13 protein-coding genes are annotated in these 13,945 nt (G+C 41.9%); 4 read left to right on the top strand and 9 right to left on the bottom strand.

Annotated elements, in window-relative coordinates; genetic code table 11:
* Positions 1-11 precede the first annotated feature (11 nt).
* Complete coding sequence (locus EL17_RS20110) at positions 12-2,087, top strand: protein-disulfide reductase DsbD family protein (protein ID WP_035078547.1); 2,076 nt, start codon at positions 12-14, stop codon at positions 2,085-2,087.
* A 140-nt stretch (positions 2,088-2,227) separates the two neighbouring features.
* Here EL17_RS20110 and EL17_RS20115 read toward each other — a convergent pair whose 3' ends face one another.
* From EL17_RS20115 to EL17_RS20130, 4 genes are all read right to left on the bottom strand, one after another.
* Positions 2,228-2,998 (bottom strand): S1/P1 nuclease, encoded by a 771-nt coding sequence (locus EL17_RS20115; RefSeq protein ID WP_035078551.1) that lies wholly within the window; start codon positions 2,996-2,998, stop codon positions 2,228-2,230.
* A gap of 81 nt (positions 2,999-3,079) precedes the next feature.
* Positions 3,080-3,517 (bottom strand): ribose 5-phosphate isomerase B, encoded by a 438-nt coding sequence (rpiB, locus tag EL17_RS20120; RefSeq protein WP_035078554.1) that lies wholly within the window; start codon positions 3,515-3,517, stop codon positions 3,080-3,082.
* A 20-nt stretch (positions 3,518-3,537) separates the two neighbouring features.
* Positions 3,538-4,365, bottom strand: coding sequence for a twin-arginine translocase subunit TatC (gene tatC, locus EL17_RS20125; RefSeq protein WP_035078557.1), 828 nt, complete (start codon positions 4,363-4,365; stop codon positions 3,538-3,540).
* A gap of 12 nt (positions 4,366-4,377) precedes the next feature.
* A complete protein-coding gene (locus EL17_RS20130) occupies positions 4,378-5,646 on the bottom strand; it encodes a serine hydroxymethyltransferase (RefSeq protein WP_035078559.1) in 1,269 nt (422 codons plus the stop codon).
* 203 nt (positions 5,647-5,849) lie between these two features.
* Here EL17_RS20130 and EL17_RS22860 point away from each other — a divergent pair, with 203 nt between their 5' ends.
* Complete coding sequence (locus EL17_RS22860; RefSeq protein ID WP_051720222.1) at positions 5,850-6,560, top strand: head GIN domain-containing protein; 711 nt, start codon at positions 5,850-5,852, stop codon at positions 6,558-6,560.
* A 4-nt stretch (positions 6,561-6,564) separates the two neighbouring features.
* Here EL17_RS22860 and EL17_RS20145 read toward each other — a convergent pair whose 3' ends face one another.
* A complete protein-coding gene (locus EL17_RS20145; RefSeq protein WP_240486038.1) occupies positions 6,565-8,856 on the bottom strand; it encodes a TonB-dependent receptor in 2,292 nt (763 codons plus the stop codon).
* A gap of 115 nt (positions 8,857-8,971) precedes the next feature.
* On the opposite strand from EL17_RS20145, the gene EL17_RS20150 reads away from it, so the two are divergent.
* Positions 8,972-9,343: a hypothetical protein gene (locus tag EL17_RS20150; RefSeq protein WP_035078575.1), complete on the top strand. Its 372-nt coding sequence runs from the start codon at positions 8,972-8,974 to the stop codon at positions 9,341-9,343.
* A gap of 14 nt (positions 9,344-9,357) precedes the next feature.
* Here the strand turns inward: EL17_RS20150 and EL17_RS20155 are convergent, their stop codons facing one another.
* From EL17_RS20155 to EL17_RS20170, 4 genes are all read right to left on the bottom strand, one after another.
* Positions 9,358-9,588, bottom strand: a complete 231-nt coding sequence (locus EL17_RS20155; RefSeq protein WP_035078578.1) for a hypothetical protein — start codon at positions 9,586-9,588, stop codon at positions 9,358-9,360.
* A 127-nt stretch (positions 9,589-9,715) separates the two neighbouring features.
* On the bottom strand, positions 9,716-10,858 hold the full coding sequence (locus EL17_RS20160; RefSeq protein ID WP_035078579.1) for a cysteine desulfurase family protein: 1,143 nt from the start codon (positions 10,856-10,858) through the stop codon (positions 9,716-9,718).
* 59 nt (positions 10,859-10,917) lie between these two features.
* The gene (gene glmM / locus EL17_RS20165) at positions 10,918-12,309 is read right to left on the bottom strand and encodes a phosphoglucosamine mutase (protein WP_035078582.1); all 1,392 of its coding nucleotides are present in this window, start codon (positions 12,307-12,309) and stop codon (positions 10,918-10,920) included.
* A gap of 64 nt (positions 12,310-12,373) precedes the next feature.
* Positions 12,374-12,604, bottom strand: a complete 231-nt coding sequence (locus EL17_RS20170) for a hypothetical protein (RefSeq protein ID WP_035078584.1) — start codon at positions 12,602-12,604, stop codon at positions 12,374-12,376.
* A gap of 73 nt (positions 12,605-12,677) precedes the next feature.
* Here EL17_RS20170 and mazG point away from each other — a divergent pair, with 73 nt between their 5' ends.
* Positions 12,678-13,478, top strand: a complete 801-nt coding sequence (mazG, locus tag EL17_RS20175) for a nucleoside triphosphate pyrophosphohydrolase (protein ID WP_035078586.1) — start codon at positions 12,678-12,680, stop codon at positions 13,476-13,478.
* The last annotated feature ends 467 nt before the right edge of the window (positions 13,479-13,945 follow it).

Raw genomic sequence — 13,945 nt, forward strand, 5'->3', positions numbered from 1 at the left:
CACACCTAAAAATGGTCAATTCGTTGAAATTTCTATTGAATGCGGCATTGTTTATCATGCTGTCTTTTTCCGCTCATTCTCAGATTATTTCACCCCCAAAATGGGACATTAAATTAAGCGACCAACCCCTGATCATAGGAGAAGAGGCTTCTATTACTTTTCAGGCACAGATACCATTCAACTGGTATATCTATTCCAATGATTTTGAAGATGTGGGCCCAATTCAGATCAGCCTCAGCTTGGATCAGGCCAACGGAATCACCAGAAAAGGAGATTTGGTAGCTATAAATCCTAAAACCAAGTTTGATGAGGTTTGGGATGACAATGTAAAGTATTTCGAAAGAGAAGGGAATTTTAAGCAGGTCTTTACTGTAACAGCAGAGAAAGTGAATATCCGCGGCACCTTAGAGTATCAGATGTGTTCTGAGATTACAGGGCAGTGTATATTATACGAAGAAGAATTTACCCTCACCGGCACTGCCACAGAAAAAAAAAAAGTAGGCACTGAGAATCCGGTAGTCCGGCAAGATGACGAAGAAGAAGTCATAATTGAACCGGATACGCTGGCAGTACAGGAAGATGCTACCCATTTGCGGGAAAAAGCCGCCCCCTCTCATGTAGAAACTGGAGAAGATGCGGGTTCTATGTTTACTTTTATGCTGGTAGCTTTTCTAGCAGGCCTGGCAGCACTACTGACGCCATGTGTCTTTCCGATGATCCCGATGACGGTGACCTTCTTTACCGGAAGATCGAATAGCCGTGCACAGGGCATCAGGAATGCTTTTATATATGGTTTTTCCATCATAGCCATCTACACGATTGCCGGGACTTTGGTAGCCGCCATACAGGGGCCTGAATTTGCCAACTGGCTATCCACTCACTGGGCACCCAATGTATTTTTCTTCTTGGTGTTCATCTTTTTCGGACTTGCTTTTCTGGGCATGTTCGAACTCACACTTCCTAGTGGGCTAGTCAATGCGGTAGATGCCAAAGCTGATAAGGGGGGCCTGACCGGATTGTTTTTTATGGCTTTTACCCTGGTACTTGTTTCCTTTTCCTGTACAGGCCCTATCGTTGGGTCTATATTGATAGAATCGGCAGGAGGCCAGCTTCTTAAACCCATATTGGGCATGTTTGCTTTTTCACTGGCTTTTGCCATTCCCTTTACACTATTTGCCATTTTTCCAGAGTGGTTAAACAGTTTACCAAAATCAGGGGGTTGGCTTAATTCTGTAAAAGTGGTCTTAGGATTTCTTGAATTGGCACTGGCCTTTAAATTTCTGAGCATAGCAGATCAGGTGTATCATTGGGGAATATTGGATAGGGATATCTATATAGTCATCTGGATTGTCATATTTGCAATGCTAGGCTTCTATTTATTGGGTAAAATCAGGTTACCACATGATTCACCTATGGAAAAGATAGGTGTTCCACGTCTATTGCTTTCTATGCTCACCTTCGTATTTGTGCTGTACATGGTCCCTGGCCTATGGGGAGCTCCACTGAAATCACTGAGCGGATACCTGCCTCCGATGGCTACACATGATTTTAATCTCATAAAACTGATCCGGGAAAGCGGAGGCCCAGCACAGTCAGAAGGCAACCAGCTGGACGACAGGCCTAAATATGCTGATTTTTTACATTTGCCTCACGGGATACAGGGATACTTCGATTACGAGCAGGCTCTGGCAGCTGCAAGAAGAGCGGATAAGCCACTGTTTATTGATTTCACCGGGCATGGATGTGTAAACTGTAGAGAAATGGAGGCCAAGGTATGGGTAGAAACGCCCGTACTAAGCAGATTAAAGGAAGATTTCATAGTGGTAGCCCTTTATATAGATGAGCGCTATGAACTGCCTGAATCAGACTGGTATACTTCCCAATATGACGGCAAAGTAAAAAAGACTATAGGTAAGCAGAATGCGGACTTCCAGATCACCAGGTTTAATAATAATGCTCAGCCTTATTATGTCATCTTGGATACCAATGAGGAATTATTGGTAAGCCCAAAAGCTTATGATTCCAACGTGCAGCGATTTGTAGACTTCCTTGATTCCGCCAAAGCGGCTTTTCAATCAGGGAAGTAGATGCCTGGATTGCTATTGGAATCCTTCTTAGAACAGATACCTGAACTGTACCTGATATAAACACTGATAAAAAAAAAGATTCACCAAAATATACATGGTATCTTTGGTGAATCTTTTTTTATAGGTGAAGCTAATGAAGCTTAGCCATAAATATCATTTAATATTCCGGCCAGCCTTAACCCTCCGGCCAGTAATCTTTCCTCTACCAGATTGTAGTATTTGTAGTTATATTCGTAACTGAGCCTGTTGTTATCCGGCACGTCATAAACCATCGGCCTGAGTGCCATAGCTTCTTTCAACCAATCAATTGGAGTAGCTTTTTGATATTCCTTCACCAGATTTTTGTTGGCTCTACGGTTAAGGTGTTGCGCTATTTCAGAGAAACTCAGGTTTTGTCCTTCGATCATTTTGGTATCCCAGACACTATGCAGATTAGTCTCCTGATTAAAGTAGTTTACCTTGACATCATTACCGCCTTTGTCGTCGCCTCTTCCCACATGTAGGGGCTGATGCAGATCGCCTACTATATGTACGAGCATTTTCAGGTATTCCCTTTCCTGCTGTTCTGAAAGTTTCCCTTCTTTGAGTTCATTGATGATGATCAGAAGCCTTTCATAAGCATCCCCTGTCTCCTCCTGCACTGATTTTTCATAGCTTTCTCCATCCGGAACGGTAACCCAATGCCAGGTAGCAGTATGGTCATAGTTTTTATCAGATCTGATTTCATCCATCCAGTTGGCTACCATAGGCAATGATTCATGGCCCAGTATTCTTTCTATCTGTTTTTTAGTTTTACTGTTGATATGCCACTCGGCAAGCTGTCCCACTACCCGGTGCCCGTTTTGACCCCAGCCAAAAGACTCCGACATAAAGGCCATCAAAATGAATAAGGCCGTGATTGATTTCTTCATTTAATTAAATTATTATATGGTTTTGACCTTGGTATTCTCCACCTATTACATCCATACTCTGACATCCGCCACCGGAAATTGTTACCTACAGGCGATTTTATCCACCCTGGTCTGGTGACGACCTCCTTCAAATTCGGTGGTAAGGAAGGTAAGAACCATTTTTTCTGCCAGTTCAAAAGTTATAAATCTGGCGGGAAGGGCGAGTACGTTGGCATTGTTATGAGACCTTGCCAGTACTGCCAGCTCTTCATTCCAGCACAATGCTGCGCGGATCCCCTGGTGTTTATTTGCCGTAATGGCTACCCCATTACCACTGCCACAGATTACAATTCCGAATAAATATTCGCCCGATTCGATAGCCGTAGCCAAAGGATGAACATAATCTGCATAATCCACAGAAGCATTGGAGTCAGGGCCGAAATCCTTGACTTCATAGCCTGCTTCCAAAAGTGATTTGATCAGCTTTTCTTTATATTCATAACCTGCATGGTCACCGCCTATTGCTAATTTAATTGCCATTGTTTACTTTGTTTGATCTGTTATAAAGCCTCTTCTCTACGTTGTTTTTCCAGACGTTTGGCAATCATGATACCTGCTTCATAAAGAAGCAATATGGGCATCGCGATCAGCACCTGGCTGATGACGTCTGGTGGGGTAATGACTGCCGCTATGACGAGGATACCTACTATGGCATGCCTTCTATATGCTTTGAGTGCAGCTGCAGTTACCAATCCTGACCTGGATAAGAAATATATCACTACCGGAAGCTGGAACATAATAGCCGAAGCCAATACCAGCATCATCAATGTGGAAACATAGGATGTGATGTCAAATTCATTTAAAATGGAAGGGTCAAGCTGGTAATTGGCCAGAAAGTTAATGGATAAAGGTGAAAGAATGAAGTATCCGAAAGCTGCTCCTCCGAAGAAAAGCGCACTTACAAAGAATACTGCTCCTCTGGCAGCATTTCTTTCTGTAATATGTAACCCAGGACTGATAAATCGCCATATTTCCCAAAACAGGTAGGGAAAAGCTACTATGATCCCCACCACAAAAGAGGAAGTGACATGCATGGAAAACTGTCCTGTCATCTGCCTGCTCTGGATGATAAAAGGCAGTTCTTCTATGCACAGGGCGGAGAGGTTGAGGGAATTACCTATGCTGCACAGTATCCTATAGGTGATAAAATCAACTTTAGATGGTCCCAGGATAATGGTTCCGAATACAATACTTTTAGATAAGAATGCTATAATAGTAAATACCAATACTGCTGCAATGGACCGGAGCAAATGCCACCGCAATTGCTCCAGGTGATCCAAAAAGGACATATTGGCTTCTTCTTCTTCGTGAATTTGATCCAGTGCCACTAATGTGTATGTTTAATATAAAGGGAATTGAACCATCCAGCTATTGACTTCTTCTTTGATCTGAGCGAGCTGATCATCATTTTCATGATGGGTCAGGGCCCGGTCTATAAGGTCTACTATTTTCAGCATATCTGCTTTACCCAATCCGCGGGTGGTGACAGCTGCAGTACCTATTCTCATGCCTGAAGTGACAAATGGTGATTTATCATCAAACGGCACCATGTTTTTGTTTATCGTAATGTCTACTTTGCCCAGCGTCTCCTCTGCCTGCTTTCCGGTAAGGTCCTTATTTCTAAGGTCGATCAGCATCATATGGTTATCTGTACCGCCAGAGATGATCTCATAACCTTTCTGTATAAAGGCATCCGCCATAGTGGAAGCATTCTGTTTTACATTAAGCACATATTGCATATATTCATCGGAAAGTGCTTCCCCAAATGCGATGGCTTTAGCGGCAATGATATGCTCCAAAGGTCCTCCCTGGGTTCCTGGAAACACTCCCGAATCCAAAAGGGCCGACATCTTTCTTAACTCACCTTTGGGGGTTTTAATTCCAAAAGGATTATCAAAATCTTCCCTCATCAAAATCAGGCCTCCACGGGGACCTCTAAGGGTCTTGTGGGTAGTAGTGGTAACGATATGGCAATGGTCCAACGGATCGTTAAGCAAACCTCTGGCTATTAACCCCGATGGATGTGAAACATCCGCCAACAGTAAAGCACCTACCTCATCGGCAATGGCCCTTAAGCTTTCATAATCCCAGTCCCTGCTATAGGCAGAGGCACCACAGATGATCAGTTTAGGTTTCACTTCTCTGGCTTTCTCCTCTACTTTGTCATAATCGATCAGGCCAGTTTCTTTTTCTACACCATAAAAATGAGGCTGGTAGATCTTGCCCGAAAAATTTACCGGTGACCCGTGGGTCAAATGTCCGCCATGTGAGAGGTCAAATCCCAGTATGGCATCCCCTGCATTGAGACAGGCCAGGAAAACGGCCGCATTGGCCTGAGCTCCAGAATGGGGTTGAACATTGGCCCATGTAGCGCCGAATAGTTCCTTGGCACGGTCTATAGCCAACTGCTCTATTTTATCCACTACCTCACACCCACCATAATACCTTTTATTGGGCAGGCCTTCAGCATATTTATTCGTCAAAACACTACCGGCAGCTTCCATTACCTGCTTAGATGTAAAATTCTCTGAAGCTATAAGTTCTATACCTGTTTTCTGACGGTTTTCTTCCTGATCTATAAGGTCAAATATTACCTGGTCTCTTTGCATTTATTTTATACTTTTTTGGATCAATATATCTATAGCCTTCGGCCTGACCTCAAAAATAGGACTAATGCTTGTATATTCCAATCGAATATCAATATGGTAACAGCACAAATTTATTGTTAAGCAGCTGTCTTTTTTAAAATTATAATGCTTTTCACCGCTGGTGTTTTCTTTTTGCTTATATTGGATGGTTACATACATCCGTAATGAAGAATTTAGTCTATTTTACTTTCACTTTATATCTGGTGCTGTTCACGGGATGCTTCCAGTCCGGAAAGGAAGACCATGGGGAATTGGTGACCTCCGCCTATGTTTTTGACGCATATGATGCGCTGTACATAGAAGATATTTTTCATGTCCAGCTCTACCAGTCTGATGATCATTATGTAGAAATAGAAGCAGAAGAAAAACTGATGGACAAGATAGACCTTCATGTAACGGATAAAGTGCTCTATTTAAAGTTTAAAGAAAAAATTCACCCCAATCAGCCAATAAAAGTTCATATCACTATGCCTGAACTGGCCAGAATAGATATCAAAGGGGCCTGCACGATGCAAAACGTACAGGCTTTTCTCACCCCGGTAATGGTCATCCATGCAGATGGTGCCACCCATACCAATCTTCATGTAGTCGCTGATGAAATACACAGCTTTAGCAAAGGTGCAGCCATGGTAGAACTCTCAGGAAGCACCGGGCTTTTGGTCAAAGATATGGAAGGCGCAGGGGTCTTTCATGGCATGAACCTGGATGCACACAAAGCTCAGGTCAACCTGAATGGTGTAGGGAAAATATCTGTTCACGTGGAAGAATCCCTTAAAGCCAATATCAATGGTGTCGGCAAAATAGAATATTCCGGTTCTCCACCACATCTGGAAAAAAATATATCTGGTCTGGGTAAAATCGTCCAGATAAATTGATTTTTTAGAATTTATACCTTAAATGCAGTGCTATATTTCTCCCGATCTGATTGATACCAAAAGGGCGGTAAAGTGACAAATGGTCCATATAAGTCTTATTCAGTAAATTGGACCCGCTGAGGAATACATCTATTCCCTGACCGGCCACTTTAAGTTCGGCGCCTATGTTTGCCCCAAGGAGATAATAACCTGGAGTCTGCTCCTCTAACAGTGCTACCCGCTGCTGGTCCATCACCCATGAACCCAATAATTTCAGGTAGAGAGCCGATAAGCTGTTGCTGGAAAAGGATGGTCTTACCGTAATTTCCTGATTCCAGTTGAAAGCCGGAATATACGGGAGATAGGAAAGGTCAGATCTCCGCTGTCCTATCACTGTACTGTATGAGGTCATAAAATTCAGCCATTTCATAGCCATCGGATGTATTTCTACCAAAGCCTCGCCACCATAAAGGTATGCATCATCCTGTTCAAAGGACCATACCACCAGGTCCTCTACCCTTTGGTCCGTAGCGGAGAAAAATATATAGTTATCCACCCTGTTATAAAATGCTTCTGCCATTAATGTATAATGAGGGGTCCTATAACGGATGCCCAGGTCTGTCTGCACATTCTGTTCCCTTTCAAAGTTGGCATTGCCAAGCTCAAATCTAGATGTACCCGGATGTGGACCGTTGGAATAGAGCTCCGCCAGATCAGGTGCCCTAAATCCCGTTGCCAGATTGACCCTGAACCTCCATCTATCACTGGGCCTAAAGGTAGCACCCCCACTTGCGGTAATGCCCCCAAAACTTCTTTCTAAAATCCTATCTTCTGGTGCTCCCGGTAGTTCGAAACCATAAGCCAAAAACTTATCAGCCCTGGCATCGGCAGTGACTTTCCTGTGGTCATACCTTAATCCGCCCTGAAGTACCCAGTTGTTCTTATTATAATTCAGGAGAGAATAGACAGATCGGTCATCCTTTATGGCGTCAGGTATTAGGATCTCCTCCGCTTCGTCATAATTGGTATTCTGAAGATAAAAACCCTGGCCGCCTACTATCACTTCAAGTGAGGGGGAGAAGGACTTAAAATACTTGATATCATACATGAAATTTTGCTGTCTCAAACCCAGGTCGATCCCTTCAAAATCATCCTCTATCTCCTCCCTAAAGTTCCAGTGATACCCTAGTGTCACCATGATCTTATCCTCTCCCAAAAATATATTGCTGATGGAACTCAGAAAATGATCGGTCACTTGCTGGAAGGGCAGCTGCATGTTTCGGTCATTCCTTGTGGTCACCATCTCTTCTCGTTCATCTTCATCCAATATCCCCAGTCGCTGTTTTAGATAGGTATACCTGATTTTGGTGTCTCCCCACTTTTGTGACAGGCCTAGACCAGCCTTTATATTATGAGTATTAAATCGGGTATTGCCTACGGCCTGCCCGTCACCATCCAGGTAATCGGCATGGGATTCGGACGCACCTCTCAATGACCAGTTAAAACCATTTGCGCCCATCCCCTTCCATCCAGCCTCCATTCTTCCTCCCAGCGAATTACTGTATCCTCTTAAATTGATGTCCCCCTCTACCTGGCCGGCACTGGCGTCATTTTCTTCCAAAAGATGAATGACTCCTGCCATTGCTCCAGAACCATACATCAGTGAAGCGGGGCCTTTTATGATCTCCACTCCTGATATGCCTGTTTCAGTTAGCCCCAGTCCATGGTCGGCCCCCCATTGTTGGTTTTCAAATCTCGCACCCTGATATACTGACAGTACTCTACTGAAAGACATTCCCCTGATCACCGGCTTACTGATACCGGGACCCATGGAGACTTCCGAGACCCCCGGTACCCGGGAAAGGGTACTCATCAGACTTGGGGAGGGATGCATGAGGATAGCTGATCTATCTACTTTGGATATGACGACAGGAGAACTTTCCCTGCTCATGACATACGCCCCCGAAACCACCACCTCATCTATGGTAGTGGTCGATTCCTCCATTTCAAAAGTCACTTCCAGATCAATTGTACTAAGATCTACTTTTTGGATAATGGATTTGTAACCGATGAAAGACACCTGTACCAATACATTTTTTTGAGGTAAAGGATGGATTTCAAACCTTCCGTTTTCGTCCGAAATAACGGTTCTATTTATCTCAGATATGAATATTGACGCTCCCGGAATCGGTTGCTTGGTGGCTTTATCTATAACGCTACCTTTTAAATGAACTGGTTCAGCAGCCACCACCCATGCAGTTATCATACTCAGTATGAGAATGAACAGCAACTTCATATTTCCTCTTTTAAAACTCATGGCGTATCAAATAATTTTTGTAGGTATATGCAAACTTATTTTAAATATTTGACTTAAAAAAAAATTAGACAAGGCTAATATGTAGATTTATCCTATTTATTTATAAATTTTGGGCATGATAAATTTTGATTATAAACCCACCAGCTACTTTGATGGTACCGGACCATCAGCACTATTGGCCAAGTTATCCTATCCAGAAAGCCAGTGGGGCGAGGAAATAAGCATATATGCTTCTACTTTGGATGGAATAATCTATTTTGAGGTAATAGATTTTTATGGTAATGATTTTAAGACAAATCCAGACTGTTCTAGAGAACCTTTAACCCTCCAGGAATTTATATATCTGGTGGAAACACTGGAAAACGGCAATGGATCTGAACAGGGGAATATCAGACTTACCTTAAAGGGCATACCTGAAGCAGAAAGTTCGGTATATCCTGAACTTAAAAAATTTTTTATAGAAAAGAGAAAAACATTCGGTATTTAATTTTTAGACATAGTCTAAAAATCATATACCGTTTCTTCTATTCTCAGGGTAAACTGCTGGTTTCTCAACCAGTATTCATAGATTTCAAAAAGAATACAGTCATTAAGCTCCAGACCCTGATAAAGCATTTTTTTTATGCTATCAGCAGGAAGAATGTTCCTGAGTTCATTGGACTGCTCCATTGAGAGTTGTGATAGCTGAATGAGCTTTATTCCGTCTATCGAAATAGGAATTAACTGGTTCATCTTACTATAAGTTTTGATAAAGAAAGTCTAAAGTATCCAATTATTCCTAAACGACAAGTTATCAATATGTTAATTTTTTTCTGAAGATTTAAAAAACCTTTTCAGCATCCAAATTAAGCACATCCGCCTATACTTCAACCGGATATAATTCTTTTAATTTTTCTACGGTATAGTCAATTTCTTCTATTGTATTGAACCTACTGAAAGAAAACCGCACAGCATCCCTTTCAGCAGTATGGCCCAAGGTTCTCAATACATGTGAACCTACTGTAGCCCCGCTGGAACAGGCACTTCCTCCAGAGGCAGAGATGCCGTGTAGATCAAGATTAAAAAGAAGCATGCCTGAATTTTCTTCGGACGGTGGCAGGCTTACGTTCAAAACGGTATACAGGCTTTTATCCAAATCACCAGAAAGCCCATTAAAGGTTACTCCGGGGATCTCTTGAATCAGCTTTTCTTTCATGTGCTTTTTTAATGCCTCTATATGAAGCCGGTGACCTGACATGTCTTCATATGCCAGTTCCAAAGCTTTGGCCAAGCCTATGATTCCGATCACATTTTCAGTACCACCCCTCATGTTCCTTTCCTGTGCACCCCCATGAATCAGCGGAAGTATCTTTTTCTCCTTTCTTACATAGAGAAATCCAGCACCCTTAGGTCCATGAAATTTGTGAGCAGCACCCACCAGAGCATCTACAGACATTTGTTTTACATCATGTACATAATGCCCCATGGTCTGTACCGTATCGGAATGCACAAAGGCACCCTTTTCATAAGCGATAGCTCCTATTTCGTGCAGGTCATTGATATTACCTACCTCATTATTGGCATGCATGATAGACACCATTGCTTTATCACCTGACTGTAGCAATGTGCGGAGATGGTCCATGGAAATCTCACCGGCTTCATTTACCTCCACCATACTTAATTTGACATGACCTTTCTTTGCACATTCCTCCAAAGTATGCAATACTGCATGGTGTTCAATAGGGGAAGTAATGACATGTTTGATACTATGCCTATCTATGCCGCATACCAAAGCCGTATTATCTGCTTCGGTACCACCAGATGTAAAAAATATTTCTGAAGGAGAAGCATTCAGCAATTCAGCCACTTTTTTTCTTGAGCGCTCTATGGCAGTTCTGACTTCCCTGCCATGCGTATGTACAGAAGAAGGATTGCCATAATGCTCCTTCATAAAGGGAATCATAGCTTCTATTACCCTGTCATCCATAGCCGTAGTGGCTGCATTGTCTAAATATACTCTCATATCGGATCTTATATTACGCATAGATTCCGGCAAATTTACATGCCATGCCGGCCATCTGTTTATGAAGCAGAGGTAATGACCTCTTTGATATCTAGGATTATTTTGTTTGCCAAATGGTCAGCGGTAGAAAGTGACTCTGATTCAGAATAAATTCTGATAATAGGTTCTGTATTTGATTTCCTCAAATGGACCCATTCTTTATCAAACTCTATTTTTATACCGTCAATATCATTGATTGGCTGCTTTTTATATTTGCTCTTAATCTCCTGAAGAACTTCGTCCACGTTAATTTCTTCCGTAAGTTCTATCTTGTTTTTGGAAATATAGTAGCTGGGGTAGGTCCTTCTAAGGTGTGATATAGACTTGCCAAACTTAGCCAGGTGGGTTAAAAACAAACCAATACCCACTAATGCATCACGACCGTAATGAGACGCTGGATATATGACTCCACCATTGCCTTCACCACCTATTACGGCATCAGTTTCTTTCATTTTGTTGACTACATTCACTTCACCTACAGCAGCAGCATTGTAGACCCCGTTTCGTTTTTCAGTCACATCCCTCAGGGCCCGGGTAGAACTTAAATTGGAGACAGTGTTACCAGGTGTCTGGGAAAGCACATAGTCTGCTACAGCCACCAGCGTATATTCTTCGCCAAAAGGAGTTCCATCTTCATTGATGAAGGCCAGGCGATCCACATCAGGATCCACTACTATGCCGAGATCAAATTTGCCTTTCTTGATTTTACTGGATATATCCCTCAAATTTTCCGGTAAAGGCTCCGGGTTATGGGGAAAATCCCCATTAGGTGTACAGTACATTTCTTCGATAACCTCCACACCGAGCGCACGAAGTAATTTTGGAAGGGCAATCCCGCCTGTAGAATTAACACAATCAATGACTACACTAAAATTCCTGGCCGCTATAGCTTCTTTATCCACCAGCTCAAGATCGAGCACATGCTTTACATGGCGGTCGATATAGTCATCTATATAGGTGTAGCTACCTAGTTTCCTTACTTCCGCAAAGGTGAACGCTTCTTTTTCAGCTTTCTCCAATATGACCTTACCCTCATCATCCGAAATGAATTCACCACTGTCATTAAGTAATTTAAGTGCATTCCACTGTATAGGATTATGACTTGCCGTAAGGATGATGCCTCCGCCAGCTTTTTCCAAAGGCACAGCCAGCTCCACGGTAGGAGTGGTACTCAGGCCTAGATCTATCACATCTATCCCCAAACCCTGTAAGGTACCTATCACCAAACTGGAAACCATTTCACCGGAAATCCGGGCATCTCTGCCTACTATCACTTTGGGGTTTTTAGTTTTCTCTACCAGCCAGGATCCGTATGCTGATGTGAATTTTACTATATCGACAGGAGTAAGGCCTTCACCCACTTTTCCACCTATCGTCCCTCTAATACCTGAAATCGACTTTATTAATGCCACGCAAGAAATAATTTAAGTTATTTAAATATAAAAATAGCTTCGGATTTAGACCAAAGAGTAATAATCATTTGAATTTAGCTAATACTTTGTTTACTTCCGAATCCGGGTTGCCACAGGTCTCCCCCTCATCCATGGTTTTACCACAGTAGCCACAGGCCTCACCGGTTTTGTTGAGATATGGGTTCTGAGAAGCACAGGTACCTTTAAACTGCCCGTTTTTCAGAAATAGAAGCCTTACAGACATCATAATGAAGAACAAAGCGATAAAACCCAAAGTCAAATATAGAGTTGTCATATCAAATTAATTTGCACAAATTTACGTAATACTTTCAAAACGTCCACATATAAGTTATAGTTTCAATTAGCCCATGTCAGAATTATATTCAAGAAAATTACAGCTCGCATCTTTTGACAGACTGCTGACCGTCATGGATGAGCTGAGAGAAAAATGTCCCTGGGACAAAAAGCAGACTATTGAGAGCCTGAGGCACCTTACGATAGAGGAAACATTTGAACTAAGTGACGCTATTTTGGACGGAGATACAGAAGAAATAAAAAAAGAACTAGGAGATATCCTGCTGCACATCATCTTTTATGCAAAGATAGCTTCTGAAAAAAAAGATTTTGACATTTCCACAGTAATAGATGCCCTTATCGAGAAACTTATCAGAAGGCATCCCCATATTTATGGGGACACAGTGGCAGAGAATGAAGAGGAGGTAAAACAAAACTGGGAAAAAATCAAATTGGGAGAAAAAGGGAATAAAAGTGTGCTCGGTGGTGTCCCCAGATCCCTGCCCGCATTGATAAAATCCATGAGGATCCAGGAAAAAGCCAGAGGTGTAGGATTTGATTGGGAAGCCAAAGAACAGGTATGGGAAAAGGTGGAAGAGGAAATGCAGGAATTTAAGGCAGAATTCAACGTGTCTGAACCTGAAAAGATGGACAAAGCAAAAGCTACAGGTGAATTTGGAGACCTGCTGTTCAGTCTGATAAATTATGCCAGATTTATAGATATCAACCCCGAAGAAGCCCTCGAAAAAACCAATCTTAAGTTCATCAAAAGATTTCAATACCTCGAACAGGAAGCCAAAAAGAATGGCAAAGATATCTCCAATATGACCCTAGCCGAAATGGATGTATACTGGAACGAAGCTAAAAATTTATGAACTGCCCTTAGCAGCTACTCAATTAATTAAATATCAACAGGTTAAATAATTGTTAAACGCGTGAGGTTCAAAGTCCGGCCCATGGATTTCATAACATGCCATAATTTAGGTTTTTTTCAATAAGATCTGCCTGCTAATCAAAAGAAAAAAAATTAGACAAAACCCATATAAGCACCTAAAAATTTTCTTCTGAACACATGCTTATCCACCTAATATTCAGTAAAGATTTTTTTAAAAAATTCATTCTCAGTGTTTTATCCACAAATTTATAGATCAAATAAAGGCTTATAACAATTTGATATACAGATGTTTATGAATCATATAATTTAGGGTGTGGATAAGTGTTGATAAATGTGGATAAAAAAGTATAGGAATTTTCAATACCCATCTAGGTGTAATTGGAAGGGGATTTTATACATTTTTCACTACGGGTTATCCCATTATGTTTCATCTAACATAATGGCTTA

Source organism: Anditalea andensis, assembly GCF_000714815.1.
In the GTDB taxonomy this organism is placed as follows: Bacteria; Bacteroidota; Bacteroidia; order Cytophagales; family Cyclobacteriaceae; genus Anditalea; species Anditalea andensis.